This window comes from Companilactobacillus kimchiensis (assembly GCF_001438805.1).
Lineage (GTDB): Bacteria > Bacillota > Bacilli > Lactobacillales > Lactobacillaceae > Companilactobacillus > Companilactobacillus kimchiensis.
The window spans coordinates 41,765-58,759 of record NZ_JQCF01000012.1; the positions used below are offsets into that span (position 1 = coordinate 41,765).

Annotated in this window: 17 protein-coding genes; 7 read left to right on the forward strand and 10 right to left on the reverse strand. The window is 35.2% G+C overall.

The genetic code is table 11. The features are described from left to right. Positions 1 to 38: 38 nt before the first annotated feature. Positions 39 to 1,187 carry an NAD(P)-dependent malic enzyme gene (locus IV57_RS07395; protein ID WP_057880876.1) on the reverse strand — a complete coding sequence of 383 codons (1,149 nt, stop codon included), beginning with the start codon at positions 1,185 to 1,187 and terminating at the stop codon, positions 39 to 41. Positions 1,188 to 1,359: 172 nt separating this feature from the next. On the opposite strand from IV57_RS07395, the gene IV57_RS07400 reads away from it, so the two are divergent. Next, positions 1,360 to 2,304 (forward strand): sugar-binding transcriptional regulator, encoded by a 945-nt coding sequence (locus IV57_RS07400; protein WP_057880877.1) that lies wholly within the window; start codon positions 1,360 to 1,362, stop codon positions 2,302 to 2,304. A 51-nt stretch (positions 2,305 to 2,355) separates the two neighbouring features. Here IV57_RS07400 and IV57_RS07405 read toward each other — a convergent pair whose 3' ends face one another. The 5 genes from IV57_RS07405 to IV57_RS07425 all read right to left on the reverse strand — a co-directional run bounded on the left by IV57_RS07405 (position 2,356) and on the right by IV57_RS07425 (position 9,036). Beyond that, positions 2,356 to 3,105: an HAD-IIB family hydrolase gene (locus IV57_RS07405; RefSeq protein ID WP_057880878.1), complete on the reverse strand. Its 750-nt coding sequence runs from the start codon at positions 3,103 to 3,105 to the stop codon at positions 2,356 to 2,358. A 4-nt stretch (positions 3,106 to 3,109) separates the two neighbouring features. After that, the gene (brnQ, locus tag IV57_RS07410; RefSeq protein WP_057880879.1) at positions 3,110 to 4,447 is read right to left on the reverse strand and encodes a branched-chain amino acid transport system II carrier protein; all 1,338 of its coding nucleotides are present in this window, start codon (positions 4,445 to 4,447) and stop codon (positions 3,110 to 3,112) included. A gap of 130 nt (positions 4,448 to 4,577) precedes the next feature. Next, complete coding sequence (locus IV57_RS07415) at positions 4,578 to 5,591, reverse strand: glycoside hydrolase family 73 protein (RefSeq protein WP_057880880.1); 1,014 nt, start codon at positions 5,589 to 5,591, stop codon at positions 4,578 to 4,580. A gap of 408 nt (positions 5,592 to 5,999) precedes the next feature. Beyond that, on the reverse strand, positions 6,000 to 7,577 hold the full coding sequence (locus IV57_RS07420) for a peptide chain release factor 3 (RefSeq protein ID WP_057880881.1): 1,578 nt from the start codon (positions 7,575 to 7,577) through the stop codon (positions 6,000 to 6,002). Between the two features lie 106 nt (positions 7,578 to 7,683). Then, on the reverse strand, positions 7,684 to 9,036 hold the full coding sequence (locus tag IV57_RS07425; protein WP_057880882.1) for a hemolysin family protein: 1,353 nt from the start codon (positions 9,034 to 9,036) through the stop codon (positions 7,684 to 7,686). Between the two features lie 130 nt (positions 9,037 to 9,166). Between IV57_RS07425 and IV57_RS07430 the strand changes: the two genes are divergently transcribed. From IV57_RS07430 to IV57_RS07455, 6 genes are all read left to right on the forward strand, one after another. Beyond that, a complete protein-coding gene (locus tag IV57_RS07430; RefSeq protein ID WP_057880883.1) occupies positions 9,167 to 9,628 on the forward strand; it encodes a hypothetical protein in 462 nt (153 codons plus the stop codon). 261 nt (positions 9,629 to 9,889) lie between these two features. Then, complete coding sequence (locus tag IV57_RS07435; protein WP_057880884.1) at positions 9,890 to 10,684, forward strand: homoserine O-acetyltransferase/O-succinyltransferase family protein; 795 nt, start codon at positions 9,890 to 9,892, stop codon at positions 10,682 to 10,684. A gap of 13 nt (positions 10,685 to 10,697) precedes the next feature. Next, entirely contained in the window at positions 10,698 to 11,621 is a 924-nt protein-coding gene (gene cysK / locus IV57_RS07440; RefSeq protein ID WP_057880885.1) for a cysteine synthase A, read from the forward strand. 76 nt (positions 11,622 to 11,697) lie between these two features. Next, a complete protein-coding gene (locus IV57_RS07445) occupies positions 11,698 to 12,480 on the forward strand; it encodes a transporter substrate-binding domain-containing protein (RefSeq protein WP_057880886.1) in 783 nt (260 codons plus the stop codon). Between the two features lie 29 nt (positions 12,481 to 12,509). Continuing rightward, positions 12,510 to 13,205 (forward strand): amino acid ABC transporter permease, encoded by a 696-nt coding sequence (locus IV57_RS07450; RefSeq protein ID WP_057880887.1) that lies wholly within the window; start codon positions 12,510 to 12,512, stop codon positions 13,203 to 13,205. Beyond that, on the forward strand, positions 13,205 to 13,954 hold the full coding sequence (locus IV57_RS07455) for an amino acid ABC transporter ATP-binding protein (RefSeq protein ID WP_057880888.1): 750 nt from the start codon (positions 13,205 to 13,207) through the stop codon (positions 13,952 to 13,954). Before IV57_RS07450 ends, IV57_RS07455 begins: the two co-directional genes overlap by 1 nt. Positions 13,955 to 14,070: 116 nt before the next feature. On the opposite strand, the gene IV57_RS07460 is transcribed toward IV57_RS07455, so the two are convergent. The 4 genes from IV57_RS07460 to IV57_RS07475 form a co-directional block, all read right to left on the reverse strand. Further along, positions 14,071 to 14,460: a hypothetical protein gene (locus IV57_RS07460; protein WP_057880889.1), complete on the reverse strand. Its 390-nt coding sequence runs from the start codon at positions 14,458 to 14,460 to the stop codon at positions 14,071 to 14,073. An 84-nt stretch (positions 14,461 to 14,544) separates the two neighbouring features. After that, positions 14,545 to 15,651: a low temperature requirement protein A gene (locus IV57_RS07465; RefSeq protein ID WP_057880890.1), complete on the reverse strand. Its 1,107-nt coding sequence runs from the start codon at positions 15,649 to 15,651 to the stop codon at positions 14,545 to 14,547. Positions 15,652 to 15,730: 79 nt separating this feature from the next. Continuing rightward, complete coding sequence (locus IV57_RS07470) at positions 15,731 to 16,132, reverse strand: hypothetical protein (RefSeq protein ID WP_057880891.1); 402 nt, start codon at positions 16,130 to 16,132, stop codon at positions 15,731 to 15,733. A gap of 203 nt (positions 16,133 to 16,335) precedes the next feature. Next, the gene (locus IV57_RS07475) at positions 16,336 to 16,986 is read right to left on the reverse strand and encodes a putative quinol monooxygenase (RefSeq protein WP_057880892.1); all 651 of its coding nucleotides are present in this window, start codon (positions 16,984 to 16,986) and stop codon (positions 16,336 to 16,338) included. Positions 16,987 to 16,995 lie beyond the last annotated feature (9 nt).

The following is a 16,995-nucleotide window of genomic DNA, read 5'->3' on the forward strand; positions in this document are numbered from 1 at the left end:
GGGTGATCCCCATCAGGAACAGAGTTTATTTGCATGATTTAATCCTCATTTTTCACAAAATTTGTAACTGCATCTGAAACGGTTTTAACAACGTTCTTATCGAATACTCCGGGAACAATCTTTTCTGGCTTTGGATCTGAAATCATTGAAGCTAAACCTTGAGCTACACTGGCTTCCATTTCAGAACTGAAGTGGTCGACATGATTTTCAAGCAAACCTTTGAAGAGACCGGGGAAAGCTAAAATATTATTAACTTGGTTGGGATGTTGTGAACTACCAGTGGCAATTACAGCAGCACCGGCTTCGTGAGCTAATTCTGGATCAATTTCAGGAATTGGGTTTGATAAAGCAAAGACGATTCCTTGGTTCATTGACTCAACCATTTCTTTAGTAACTAGATTTCCAACTGAGAGACCAACGAAAGCATCGGCACCCTTCATAGCATCGGCCAAAGTTTTGGCATCTGAGCCAAGATCAATACGTTTCATTAAGTCATATTGGTAATCATTTAGACTGGTTTCTTTACTATTGATAACGCCTTTTTGGTCAACTAAAACAATATTTTTAATACCACTCTTGAATAATAATTCAGCAGTAGCAAGACCTGAAGCACCGACACCATTGATGACAACTTTAAGATCTGTAAGTTTCTTGTTAACAACTTTAGCAGCGTTGATCAAACCAGCTAGAACAACAATAGCTGTTCCCTCTTGGTCATCGTGATAAACTGGAATATCCAATTTTTCTGCTAATTTTTGTTCAATTTCAAAACATCTTGGAGCAGCGATATCTTCCAAGTGAATTCCAGCAAAGCTCTTACTGATATTCACAACGGTTTGAACAAATTCATCAACATTGACTTGATCTAAAGCAAGTGGAATAGCATTCACATTTGCTAAGCGTTTATACAACAAAGCCTTACCCTCGATAACTGGCAAGCCACCTTGGGGACCGATATCTCCAAGTCCTAAAACTGCTGAACCATCAGTAATGATAGCAACTAACTTACCACTAACTGTGTACTCTGAAGCAAGATCATGGTTCTTAGCAATAATCTTACTAATCTCGGCAACGCCAGGTGTATAGGCTTCACCTAACTCTTCCATTGTTGAAACTGGTAGTTCTCCATCGATTTGAAGAACACCCGTATGAGCTTTATGTATTTTTTTAACTAATTCCATGTCCATAGGTGTCGCCTCTTTTTTAAATTTTTAAAAAATATTGTTTTTATTTAACATTTTTCAACTTCTATAATACCTTTTTCTTTAAAAAATGTAAATACTTTCACAAAGTTCGCAAACTTTTAAAATTGAAATTACGACATAAATAAGGTAATTTATATACAAAGGAGATTTACTTATGGCTCAGGAAGAAAACACTTCATTATTAGTAGATCTTGCTCAAGACTATTATTTAAACCATTTGAACTTGGGTGACATCTCAAAAAAGTACAAAATCAGCCGTTATAAAATCTCGAAATACTTGTCTGAAGCAGTCGATAAAAAAATTGTCACAATCAACATAAGCTCACCGTTTTCACGAAGTCACGATCTGGAAAATAAACTCAAAAAACACTTTCCCAATCCTAATTTCTACGTGTTAAAAAACACCGAAGACATTGCTCATGAAAATGACCGTTTTTATTCGTTCGCAGCTAAGTACCTTCAAGATTTAATTGATGGCAAAAAAATAATCGGTCTCACATGGGGAGACACCATTTATCACGTAATTGATGCCTTCCAAACTACTGCTAAAGACAATATGGTTTTTACGCAATTCATCGGTGAAAATGGTAAACATAATTCCTTAGCAGGAACTATGCGGATGGTGCAAAAAGTCGCTACTAGATATAATGGTAAATATTTAACCATTGATGCTCCTCTATATATTACTAACAAAGAAGTCCGCCGTTTATTAGCACTTGAACCAGCTATTCAACCAACTCTGGCTACTGCTCAACAATTGGATTTGATTTTTACCAGTGTTGGAACAGTCGATTCGATCAACAGTATTGACTCTTGGCATGACAGTAAAAACATCTTGTTCCCTAACGTCAACTCCAATTCAATTGCAGCCCTAGTTTATGGACGACCAATTGATAAAGACGGTAACCTATTAATCAGTGAATCTGATGATAAGGTTTTTGGTATCAGTTTCAAAAAGGTTTTGGAAGTCCCTACTCGTGTCACCATCGTTAACGATAAATTCAAATCGTTAGCTTTGAATGCTGCATTACAAGGAAACTACTTTACCGATGTTATTTTGAATGAACCAACTGCTAATAAAGTGTTAGCGGAACTATAATTTTCCACATAAAAACAGGGTATCGAAATTATATTTCGATACCCTGTTTCTTTATATAAAGCCTCTAATTAAAGATGCAACTTGTTCCGGTTTAGGATCACAAATCAAATCAACCTGTTCGCCAAAATGTTTTAAACTCGGTTTACTATTGATCCATACACTGGTCTGCGCATGTTCGAGTAATTCAAAATCATTACGGTCATTTCCAAAGGCTATATATTCATTAACACCTAACTTATCCAACGTAGAATATTTGTTAATATTTTTGGCAGTAATATCAACTGTTCCCTCACCCGCTAAACCAATTGGGTAAAGTGCTGTGTCTTTTTTAATAATCGACATTAACTGCTGTTGTAACTTATCTTCAACATTGAAGAAAATAGTTTTAATGGGGTCCGTAATTTCATTAAGATCAATCTGTTTTGCCAAATGTCCTGGATCAATCATCTTTTCAATAAAACTGTTTTGAGTAATTCTGGAAGAATAATTCCAACTACTGTCGACGATATAATCCAAATCAAATTGAGTAATCAAATTTTTTAGATAGACAAAATCTTGCTTATCAATCCCAGAAATAATTTCAATAGTTTCAGTGATCGAAATCATTGCGCCATTAGCGCCAATTAATTTTTGGCTTTCAAATTCAGGAATCATTGGCAATAGATCTCTAATTGGCCGGGCCGATGCAAAAATAACTTCATTACCTGCAGCCAGTAGCTCTTTAATTGCTAAATTAATAACTGGATCGATCGTTACTCCATTAAAACTAAGCGTTCCATCAATATCAAAAATATATTTCATCCTGTCACTCCGTTTTTTTGAATTTACTAATACCAAAACCAATTATTAACCCTATCAAGGCTGGAACTACCCACCCTAAACTCATCTGAGCTAGTGGTAGATGACTATTCCACGTTAACAATTGTTCAACTAAACCATTTTGTTTTAACGCTTTAGGTAAAGCTTCAATTCCCGCAAATAGGGCAGGAATTAAGGTGAATAAAGTCGTGACGCCAAAAATCCACTTGGAATCACCAATCACCGGCGTGAAAACAGCGATGATAATCAACACCATTGCTAAAGGATATAGGAACATCAAAACTGGTGTGGAATAATTGATCAATTTAGTTAGACCAATATTAGCAACTAAGAATGAGACCGTTCCGGCAACAATTAAAATTGTTTGATAGTTAAATTTAGGAAACATTTCCTTAGCCGTCTCTCCAAAAGCCGAAGTTAGACCAATCGAAGTTTTGAGACAGGCAATGATAGCAATCAAAGCCAACAACAAACTCCCAAAAGAACCAAAGTAATAATTAAAAACTTGAGCTAATGTCACTCCACCATTAGTTGCTAAAGGAAGTTTGTTAATGCTCATCGTTCCGATAAGGGCCAAGAAAGCATAGATTATTCCCATCAAAATTACACTGATCAGTCCTGATTTGATGGTATCTTTCGCAATTTGTCCAGGATGTTTTACGCCTAAAGACTTGATAGTATCAATTACTACCACTCCAAAAGCCAATGAAGCTAAGGCATCCATCGTATTGTAACCTTCAGTAAATCCTGTTAAAACAGGACTTTTAGCATATTGGCCATGGGGTGGGACATTCAAACTACCCATTGGTTTAATAAAAGCCGCCACAATTAAGATTCCCAACAAAACTAAAAATATCGGTGTCAGCCATTTACCAACATAAACCATTAATTTGCTAGGCTTGCGTGACAATAGAAAGGTTCCGATAAAGAAGATAGCTGAGAAAATCACTAATATCAAAGTTTGATGCGACTTACCCACAAATGGTGCTACTCCTAATTGAAAGGAAATTGTAGCTAATCGTGGAATCGCAAAAAATGGTCCCATGGTTAAATACAACAAAATTGTAAAAATATAGGCATATGGTCGGTTAACTTTCCCTGCCAAATCGAAAACACTATTACTACCAGTCATCCCCATACTAGCGACTCCGAGTAGTGGTAAGCCTACCCCAGTAATCAATAGTCCGATAATAGCGTAAAAAACATTCCTACCCGCCTGTTGACCCAAAAAGACAGGAAAAATCAGATTACCAGCTCCAAAAAACAAACCGAATAACATCGAACCGATAAAAAATAAATTTTTCCAAGTTAATTTTTCATTCATTAATTTCACTCTCTCATGTAAAGTTCATCTAAATATAATAAGCGAGTATCGCTTTGAGAACAACTGTTTAGTGTAAAAAGACAACAAAAAAAGACGTTCTCTAATGAGAACGTCCCTTTAAAATAAACTACTAAGCTAAATAAGTATCTTCTACCCATTCAGAAGTAGAAACACGGTAATATGTGTGACCATTATATGTCTTAGTTTGATCTGTATACCAAGCAGTATTGTTTGATAATGCACGATCTCTAATTGGAGATGTTGAACCATCATCCTTGAATGATACTAACATTACAAAATTACTAGTTTTAGAATTTACCTTGATAGTATTACTGTTTGTTTGTGAACCACCATTTGTTTCAGGTGTGTCAGCACCATCATATTGAGTCAAGTTGTAAGTTGAAATCAAATTGTTCAATGATGAAGCATAGTTAGGAGCAGTTGCGTATCTACCTTGTAACCAAGCAGTTGCATCCTTGTATGAGCTAGTATTTTCTTTCCATGTACCACTGTAGAAACTTGAGTTCCAAGCAACACCGTTACGAAGTTTATCACCATTATCAGAGAATGATTCAAGGTAACTTGGGTAACTTCTGAAGTTAGCATTGATTGTATACCAACCTTGTGAAGCGCTCCATTCTGAAGTTGGCATTGTTACGTAAGACCCGTTATAGTCACCCTTAATACCAAATAAGTTATGACCTTGTGTAGCTAAAGTTGAAGTACCCCATGCACTTTCAAGAATAGCTTGTGCCAACATAACAGAAGTGTAAACACCATATTGTGCAGCGGCCTTTTTAGCCATTGGAACAGCATCATTTAAAAATTGTTGTTGTTGAGCAGCAGTGATACCTGAAGCAGCTTGAATAATGGCTGTAGTATTTGATGCATTAGTTGCTGATTCACTAGCTGCTTGAACAGTTGCTGAGTTAGCAATAGTTGTATCAGCCTTTTTTACAGTTGATCCGGCAATTACATTTGAATTATTATCTTGTGATTTGTTATTTACTTGTTCAGTGCTTGTTTGTGATGCAGTTGCATCAAGAGCATCGTTAGTTGTTGCAGCTGATACTACTGAAGGAGTAGCGGTTGCAGCTAATGTGCCAAGTACTAAGGCACTAGTGATTAGATTTTTTTTAGACATAGAATGGTTTCCCCTTAATAAATAATCTATTTATAGACTACTATTTAAAAAAAGTAGTTTCAACAAAACTCACGATTTGTAACAAGAATTAAACATTCGAAAATAAATTGTAATTTTTTGTTACTTGACTTAAAGAATTTCTTAAGAATTTAAAGAATTCTTATACTTGATTACGGAATTTAACTTAATTTTCAATAATTTTCCGTAAATGATTATAAAAATATTATTTTTATAAATCAAAAAAATAATCGGTAGTTAGAATTATATTTTTACAATTTCTGAAACGAATCCCCTTATATTACACTATCTGAGTTCTGTTGAATGTTCACTTTGACCCTCCTTTTATTGTGATTTTTTTACACTACCATCAAAATTTTACAATAAAAAAAACCGCTATTCAGCGATTTCCTATAATTTTGAACTTAACTTAACATCTGGATACTTACTTACAAACCAGTTTTCGGCAAATCTATTCTCAAACAAGAACAATGGTTTATCGTCTAGATCCTTAACTAACATATTTCTAGTTGACGACATTGATTGATCAAGTTGTTCTGGATCGACCCAGCGAGCAATTCTTGATCCAATTGGATTCATCACAACATCACAATTGTATTCGTTCTTCATTCTAAATTGGAACACTTCAAATTGAAGTTGACCAACTGCACCCAAGATATAGTCGTTAGTTGTATATTTCTTATACAATTGAACGGCACCTTCTTGAACCAATTGTTGCATCCCTTTGTGGAATGACTTCTGCTTCATAACGTTCTTAGCCTGAACTTCCATGAACATTTCAGGAGTAAATTGTGGTAAGTCTTCAAACTGAACTGACTTTTTACCAGTATAGATAGTATCACCAATTTGGAAATTACCAGTATCGTATAATCCAACAATATCACCGGCCACAGCGGTTTTAACAGTTTCTCTTTGATCAGACATAAATTCAGTCGCATTATTCAAACGTAAGACTTTCCCAGTTCTCTGTAAGGTAACGTCGATTCCACGCTCAAATTCACCTGAACAGATACGGACGAAAGCAATTCTATCACGGTGATTAGGATTCATATTAGCCTGAATCTTAAAGACAAAGGCTGAGAACTCTGGATCATCAGGTTGAACAATTTCATCACTATCTTGTTCTTTATGTGCCGCTGGAGCTGGAGCCATATCTAAGAAACTATTCAAGAATGTCTCCACACCAAAGTTTGTCAAAGCTGAACCGAAGAAAACTGGAGTTTGATTACCAGCCATGATCTTATCACGATCAAATTGATTACCAGCTTCTTTTACCAATTCAACTTCACCAAGGGCTTGGTCGTAAACACTTTCGTCCTCAATTGGATTATGCTCAGCTAACTTACCTTCGTCATTTAATGGTAAGAAACGATCATCGCCATCCTTACGATAAAGTTCCAAACGATTGTTACGCATATCATAGAGACCCTTTAGTTCCTTACCCATACCGATAGGCCAGTTCATGGCGCAACCTTCAATATTTAGTAATTCTTCTAATTCGGCAATCAAATCAAGTGGATCACGACCATCACGGTCAAGTTTGTTCATAAAGGTAAAGATAGGAATTCCACGTTTCTTAACAACTTTAAAAAGTTTTTTGGTCTGTGGTTCGATACCCTTGGCAGAATCAATTACCATGACCGCAGCATCGACTGCCATCAAAGTCCGGTAAGTATCTTCAGAAAAATCCTCATGTCCTGGAGTATCCAGAATATTGATATCCTTGTTACGATAATGAAATTGCATAACAGAACTGGTAACGGAAATACCACGTTTCTTTTCAATTTCCATCCAATCAGATGTCGCAAATTGGCCAGATTTTTTAGCCTTAACGGTACCGGCAGAACGAATAACCCCACCAAAGTAAAGCATTTGCTCTGTAATAGTAGTTTTACCAGCATCCGGGTGAGAGATAATTGCAAAAGTTCTACGTTTGTTAACTTCTTGTTTTAATTCATTTTTATCCATTTTGCATGTTTCCTTTCTAGATTTAGAAAATAATCAATTCCATAAATACGAGCTAATTCATTAATATATTTACAACATAATTTTCCTCGAAAAAAAAGAAATACGACTAGTATTCCTTTTTGTACATGTTAGTAGTTACATTCTTTAATTTGGCATCAGGAACTGTCACAATAACATTCTCAATTCTTGAGCCATTCAATTCTCCAGATGTAATAATAATACCATCCTCTAGTTTAAACGATTTCGGATGTTTTGCGTCAGGTATTTCACCAAGATTCATGATTAAATAACCCGCAATTGTATCAACATCATCAACTTGAATTTCTTCTTCAAATAATTCATCAAAATCTTCAATGGTCATTCGTCCAATAATTGAGAACTTATTAGCACCTAATCGTTGGAAATTCTTGGTTATTGGATCGTATTCATCATCAATTTCACCAACAATTTCTTCTAAGATATCTTCAATTGTGGTTAACCCAACGATTCCACCATACTCATCAACCACCATTGATATTTGAGTTTGAGTACTACGCATTTTTAATAATAAACCATCGATATTAGTACCTTCTTGAACAAACAATGGTTCTTTCATAATTGATTTAAGACTAATATTATCAAAACCAACTTCACGAGATTTCTTTAGCAGATCCTTAATATGAATAATACCAATAATATTATCTTTATCAGCACCATAAACTGGAATCCTAGAATATGGTTGTCCTAGGATAGCATCAATATTTTCATCGACTGAATCATTGATATCGATCATAAAGGCATCGGTTCTAGGAACCATAATTTCTCGAGCAGTTTTATCACCAAAACGAATAATTCCTTGTAACATTTGATACTCATCAGAATTAATCGTTCCGTTATTTCTGGATTTCTTAAGAGTCGCAATCATTTCATTTCTAGTGACTGGTTGGTCCTTTTTATCAAAATCAATTGGTGTGATTTTCATCAATAAATTGATTGTGGCATTCAACAACCAAACAAAGGGACTAAGAATCTTACTGAACAAACCAATCAATGGTTGTGTAAAGCTTGCCACTTCATATGGACGTTGTAACGCTATTCTTTTAGGATACAATTCCCCTAAAACTAAAGTAATAAACGATAAAACTATCGTTATGATTATTACTGATACTTCCCGGCTACCATGAAAATTACCAATCACTGATTCCAAACTTGCACTCAACGTCATTGCAGCACTTGCAGATGATAAGAAACCTGCTAATGTTATTGCCACTTGGATCGTTGATAAGAACTTATTTGGTTCATTGATCAATTGTAGAATCTTCTTGGCCTTTTTACTTTTTTTCGCCTTTTCTTCAACCGACGTTTTATTCACGGATACAATCGCCATCTCGCCTGCTGCAAAAAAAGCATTTAAAATTGTCAAAACAATTATTAATATCAGCTGCCCGGAAAGCGACGCTCCAGAAGGGTCACCACTCATTTAACTCGCACTCTCTTTCATTAGTAAAATTAGAATATAAACAAAACAATTATAACAGGTGTTAATGTATTCAACAATACAGCTTTTTAATGCTAAAATAAGACTATCAGTATATAGGGAGTATTCAAAAATGTCTAATAAAAAAATTGCTGTGATTTACCTATTCTTCTTTATCATCCCTTACATCCTTTGCTTATCGATTATTGGGGTCTCGTATAACTCACTTGTCCTTCACGCTTTGACGTGGCGAATTGTTGTTGGTGGAATTATCGGAGCATTTGGTATGTTTGCGGTCAAGGTTATCGCCCAACGCCCCGTTTTGATAATGTATCGCAGTTCCACTCAAAAAGTTCTCAAAGGGCTACTCAACTTCTTTATTTTGGAAAGAAGTCGATTTGTTATCAGTGCTAATTTATTAGTCGATTTCTGCCTTTCAACGGCTAGTATTTATCTAGTTGCTAAATTTATGCCGTTAACAGTCATCCTAGGTAGGACCCTCGGTTGGTTAGTCTTGATCTTAGTATTGTCACTAACTCTAGCCTCATACTTAGAATTTGAATCATTATCGATTTATACCGAAAAGAAAAAATAAAGCTTGACTTATTAATTATTTAATTGTAAATTTTAGACAACTTAATTGCAGGAGGAATTGGACATGTTAAATATGAACTTTAATCAAAAACAAATTAAATCATGTTGTTGCGTAGTAATGAATGAACATTACTATGCTATTTCAACATGCCTAATACCACTCAATTGATAATCAAGTAGTGAAAACTATAAATATCAAACGGAGTTGACATTAGTCAGCTCCGTTTTTTTGTGTTTAGAACTACTTAGAAAGGAGTTACTTGTGGAACAAATCAAAATTGGTATCTTAAATTTAATGCAAAACAAACTAGAAACTATGCAAAACTTTCAAAATGTTTTAGGTGATAATGTTGAATTAAAGTTTTATTATTCAGCTACTCGTTATCTTAATCGGCAACTTAATTCAGATATTACCAACAGCATGTCGCCATTAGATTTAAGCGAAGTAAAAGACTTAGATGGTTTTATCATTACCGGCAGCCCCGTTGAAAAATTAGATTTTCCTCAAGTTTCATACTTTGATGAAATCAATGAGCTGATCGATTTACTGGATCAATTAAACATCCCTCAACTCTATGTCTGTTGGGGCGCCATGGCCGCCTTGAATCGTTTATATGATATTGATAAAAAAATCCTACCACACAAAGCCTTTGGCGTTTTCCAAAACCAGATTTTAGCTGAAACACCCTTACTCAAAAATATCAGTGATAACTTTCCAGCTCCCCACGCCCGTTTTGCGGAGATGGATCATGAACAGCTAGAATCCGAACCTACCCTCAAAGTCAATTCAATCAGTCAAAACGGATTACTGACATTGGTTGAATCAACCCAAAAACATCAAACCTTTATCTTTTCTCACTTAGAATATCAGCGAGATGGTCTTGATAAAGAGTATCAACGTGAATTGAATAGTCCTAAAGTTCATGGCGCTTTTCCTGCCAGCAACTACTACTCACCACTCGATCACAGACCAATGTTTTTTTGGAAACAGACTCAAGAAAATTTTTACAAAAATTGGCTCCAAACAGTCAATGAACATAAATTAACTACTTGCTAAGGAGAAATTTATTATGACAAAAATTGCCCAAAATATTACTGAACTTATTGGAAACACACCTATTGTTAAGTTAGACAAGGTCGTACCTGAAGGTGCTGCTGACGTCTATGTCAAATTGGAATTCTTTAATCCTGGTAGTTCTATTAAAGACAGGATTGCTTTATCAATGATTGAATCCGCTGAAAAGGCTGGCAAGATCAAACCCGGTGACACTTTAGTTGAACCAACTTCTGGTAACACAGGGATCGGATTATCATTAGTCGCTGCTGCTAAAGGTTACCATTTGATCATCACTATGCCTGAAACGATGAGTATCGAACGTCGCAAGTTGATGCAAGGCTACGGAACTGAATTAATTTTGACACCTGGTAGTGAAGGTATGGGTGGTGCCATCAAACGTGCAACTGATCTTTCCAACGAGAATGGTTATTTCATGCCCATGCAATTCCAAAATCCAGCTAACCCTGCTATTCATGAAGCTACAACCGGTAAAGAAATTGTTGATGCTTTCGATGACACTCCAATTGATGGTTTCGTCGCCGGCGTTGGTACTGGTGGCACCCTCACAGGTGTTAGCCATGCTTTGACTAAAGCTTACCCAGATGTGAAAGTTTATGCCTTAGAGGCTGCGGAGTCTCCTCTATTAAAAGAAGGCAAAACTGGTGCCCACAAAATTCAAGGTATCTCAGCCGGTTTCATTCCAGATACGCTCGATAAGAATGCTTATTCAGATATAATAGAAGTAACTAGTGATCAAGCAATCAAAATGGCCCAAGAAGTTAGCCACAAGGAAGGATTTTTACCTGGAATTTCATCAGGTGCTAATATCTTTGGTGCTATTGAAATTGCTAAGAAACTTGGTAAAGGCAAAGCCGTCGTTACCGTGGCACCAGATAATGGGGAAAGATATCTTTCTACTGATTTATTTAAATTTTAGGAGACATATTCTTTCTAACAATCTTTAATTTATGAGAAAATGGAAAATGATGAATTTTAATAGGGGGATTTATATAATGAAAAAGCGCATTGCTTTAATATTAACTACACTTGTGGCCTTAATCTTGGTTCTAACAGGTTGCTCAAGTAACAAGAGTGCTAGCGATACTAAGACTGCTGGTACCTTAACAATTGGTTTGGAGGGAACTTATGCTCCATATTCATACCGTGAAAATGGTAAGCTTGACGGTTTCGAAGTTGAATACGGTAAGGCCGTTGCTAAGAAACTTGGTTTGAAAGCTAAATTTGTTCCTACAAAGTGGGATTCATTGATTGCTGGTTTAAACTCAAATACCTTTGATGTTGTTATCAATAACGTTGCTGAGAATCCATCACGTGAGAAACAATATCTCTTCTCAACACCTTACATTTACTCAAGATCAGTTATCATTACTAAAGATGGTTCAGGTATCAACTCAGTTGATGACATCAAGGGTCAAAAAATTGCTGCTGGTACTGGTACCGACAACTTTAACGATGCTAAGAAATTTAAAGCTGATGTAGTTCCATCAAGTGATTTCCAAACTTCAATGTCAATGATCGATCAAGGACGTGTTAAGGGTGCTTTCAACTCTAAAGAAGCTTTCTTAACATGGAAGAAAGATCACAAGAGTACTGATCTTAAATACATCACTATTCCTGAAAACAAGCTAGCTGCTTCAAAAATTGCTCCAATCTTCAATAAAAAATCAACTAAATTAAGCAAACAAGTTACCAAAGCTACTAACGAATTATTCAAAGATGGTACTATGAAGAAACTTTCTGTTAAGTACTTCGGTGAAGACATTACTAAAAAATAATCATTAACTCATTGAGGGGGTTCTAATTCATGTGGCATATAATCATCACGTCATTGCCGGAAATGATATCTGCAATGTTGCAATATACCATTCCGTTGGCAATCATTTCATTCATCTTTGGATTGATTCTAGCCGTTTTAACTGCATTAATTAAATTCATTCAACCAAGCGAAAATAAGTTGGTTCGTTATCCTTGGTTAGTGCTTCGTGCCATTGCTAACTTCTACGTTTGGTTGTTCCGTTCCACTCCATTACTAGTTCAATTGTTTATCATCTTCTTTGGTCTTCCTAGTGCGGGAATCGAATTGGCACCATTTCTTGCCGCTGTGATCGGATTTTCATTAAACACTGGAGCTTATGCCTCAGAAACAATCCGTTCAGCCTTGATGTCAGTTCCACAGGATCAATGGTATGCTGCTTATACATTGAACTTCACGACTAGACAAACATTGATGAAGATCGTGTTGCCACAAGCTGTTAGAATTGCTCTACCACCACTATCCAATTCTTTTATTGGTTTGGTGAAGGATACCTCTTTGGCCAGTTCAATTACAATTTTGGAAATGTTTCAAGTCAGTCAACAAATTACCGCTAAAAATTATCAACCATTATTAATGTATTCATTGGCTGCTTTCCTATATGCTGTGATCTGTACCTTACTTACTTTCCTCCAACATTACTTAGAACGCAGAACTTCAAGATACGTTAAAGGAAGTGAAGCCTAATGATCACATTAAAAAATGTTGTTAAAACATATGATGATAAAACAGTTCTAAAGGATCTGTCAGTCGATTTCCCTGATGGAAAAACTACGGTTATCTTAGGACCATCTGGTTCTGGTAAATCAACTTTACTACGATCACTGGATCTTTTAGTTAGACCTGAGAGTGGCACAATTGACTTTGGTGATATTTCCTTAGACTATTCAAAACCAGTTTCCAAGAAACAAAGTTTTGATATTCGTAAAAAAACTAGCATGGTTTTTCAAAACTGGAATCTTTTTCCAAATCTAACCGTGCTACAGAATGTCACTACGGCGCCAATTACCGTCCTTAAACGTCCCAAGAAACAGACTGAACAAGAAGCTCGTCAGTATCTAGCCCAAGTTGGTTTGGCTGAATATGCAGATCGTTATCCTAGTCAACTATCTGGTGGACAACAACAACGTGTTTCTATCTGTCGTGCAGTCGCCATGAATCCTGAGTATGTTCTTCTGGATGAACCAACTAGTGCCTTAGATCCTGAACTGGAAACTCAAGTTTTATTAATTCTTGAGGATTTGAGCAAAATGGGACAATCAATGATTCTAGTGACCCACAATATGGAATTTGCTCGTTCAGTTGCCGACAAGATTATCTTTGTTGAAGATGGCGATATCCTCTTTGACGGTACTCCGGATGAATTTTTTAATCATCCTACAACTAGAATTAAAGATTTCCTATCCGGAATCACTTTTAACGATACTGAAAAATAATTATTGCTCTAAAAATCAGTAAAATCCCGTATTGACTGAAGTAGTATATATCAGTTAATACGGGATTTTTGATTTAAAAATATATTTTTCTCATTTTTAAAAAGAAGCCTTTAATGCTAATTGGCCCTTTTGGTTGCAATTAAAAATAGCATAATTAAAATTACTAAAGCTGGAATCAAGAGATGAGCAATTCCATACATCATATGAATGGCTACTAGACACAGAAAAATTGATAACATATAACGCCACAGACCAAGATATGATTTGATTCTCTCCATAAACTCACGACCTTGAAAACTATTATTTAAAAAAATCACTAAGATCAGAGCCAACCAAACATTGTACCCTGACCACAGCCATGGTTTGCCATAACTAATTAAAAATGCAGCGAAAATAAATGAATACGAAATTATACCTTTATAATCAAAAACCCGTGCGGATTTACTTGTTGATAACAGAATTGCTAATAATAAACTAAAATCTGACGCTAAATTATAAAACTCCATTGGCTTCCTCCTTTTGACAACAGACAAATATAAGGATAACAACCGTATGTAAAGTTTTAATAAATTTATTGTAAAGTTTACGACTTAATTAGTTTGTTTGACCATACTCCAAGATAATACAAATGAATTAATGACCGTTACTAAAACAGTTGCTAATACAATAATTTCAAATGATTGTGTTGTTAAACTAATCAAATAACCCACAATCGTTGAAACCACAAAGCAGATTCGAACTATCAATATTTTACTAATCCCTGCCTTGTTATAGTAATCTGCCAAACATAATCCAGCATAAAATAATAGGATCCCCGCATATAAGATATTTACTGCAAAAGTTTTCGACATTGATTCTTCTTCAATGAAATTCAAAGACACCGTGATCAAACTGATTCCAAATAAAATCGGATAGTGTAAATAAATTAAACGATTTCCGGTTTCATTGGCCCTATTCTCATCAATGAAATGATCAAACTGTGTAATATAAGTCATAAATAACGCACAGACAATTACAAAGATAAACATTGAATAGACATTAAAATCCTTGAGATCAAAATAATGCGCTATATCCACGATGGTTTCACCAATCGTAATGATGACTAAAGCAGTTAATCTCTCTAATAAATGTGGAAAATTGATTGGATGCCCCTTCATATTTTCGGTAAAAACTCCTGGTAAGATCCAACTTGATAGAATACCGATCAAAGCTACGACGACGCCAAATCTGAATGGCAATAAGGCACCTATTAAGAGAAAAACCGTCCGCAACAATAGAATAGAAACAAATAGCTTGGAGATCCGTTTATCTTTTTTATTGTGCGTTGTTAAATGAACCCACAAATACTGTAAAACCAATGTTCCTGATAAAAAAGCTGTCGCAATAGTAAATGGTTGAAACCAGTTCTGAACATTGCCTACAAAATTATTCGACATGAACAATAGAATCCCCATATCCACCATGAAGAACATGATATTGCCGATTGAATTCTTACCATAGCGATTAGTAAAAACCGTTTCCACCATCCAAGTATTAATAAAAACGACCATAACAATCGTAAATATAATAAATTGTTGAAAAAAAGTTGCTCCCTTTGGCAAATGATGAATCAAACCCGTTACCTGTGAAATGGCATAAACAAATACTAAGTCATAGAACAGCTCTGTTAGCTGAACCTTCTTTGGAATTACTTTCATTTTTGAACCCTCACGATCCCCATATAATTACTTTAATTATATTATACTGTGACAGTTATCGTTTTATTAAAGCATTGTCTTAAACCATCTCTTTGTAACATATCAAAACAAGTATAATTACCCAAGCAATAGTCCCCAGACTAAAATTGGACATCCCTAAAGTCTGATTGCCCTTGTAAAGTAAACCCAGTATCATTACAAAACCAATCGAATACCCCCAATTCCCCAATCTCTCATGAATCTTGCCTTGAATTAACTCTACATATTTACTTCCTGAAAAAATAACCAAACCTAATAGGAAATATAAGGATCCATTCCCATAATCCCAGCCTATTGATTCGTGGAAAAAATTATAATTAACAAGTATTAATCCAATTAAAATACCACTAGATATCAAACTATGCCGATTTACTGCTTTCCCATATCTAAACAAACTAAGAAAACAAATCAGACCACTACTTAATCCAAATAATATATTCATAACTTATCACCTCCCATAACAGGTCAAGGATAACAAGTTCATGTAAAACTTTGATAAATAGAATGTAAAGAATTATTTATTTTGTAAAAAAACAGTCATAGAAATTCATATTTTATCTAAAATAGGTTATTCCAATTAGCTACTTTTTCTAACTGGAATAACCTATTTATTTTGTATATTCATAAAGCACAATGAACCAACCTTTAAAAATTATATTGAATTTCACTTTGACCAACCATTGTATCGATCTGCAGTTGTTGACTATTTTGAACAGTTATCAAATCATTTAATGGCTCTAAAATTGATGTATCTGCTTTTAGACTTGCCTGATCAGGGTAAACGTTTAGTAATATCCAATGCTCTTTAGACTCATCAGTTGTCGCAGCATAGCTAATTTGTGGACCATTATCAGTTTCTATCAATTGTTTCATAATTATTGGCAATTGCTTTTCAAATTGAGAAATCGTATTTTCTTTCAACTGGAATTCTAATAATTGACCAACATAATCATTCTCTCCGCTGATAGCAAATGCAGTCGGTTTGGACATCAAATATTCTGGTGTTAACTCCCGCATTTCTCGCTCTTTCAAAACTTTCTGAGCCAATTGTCCATACTGCTTAAACTGAGGCGAATTAGCATGGACTTGATAGCTATCTAAATCTTTATAAAGTTCAAAAATATAATTGATGGTTCCCCCTTCATCAGCATTAGTAGCATACATTGCCAATGTTCCAGATTCATTCTGATGTGAAGTCAACATATTATGATTGCCTTCTTTAACAAAACTTTGGCGATCATCTGGGGCAATTGTTAAACGATACATTCTAAAAATCGGTGCTTTAGTTAAATTCATCCTCAACCA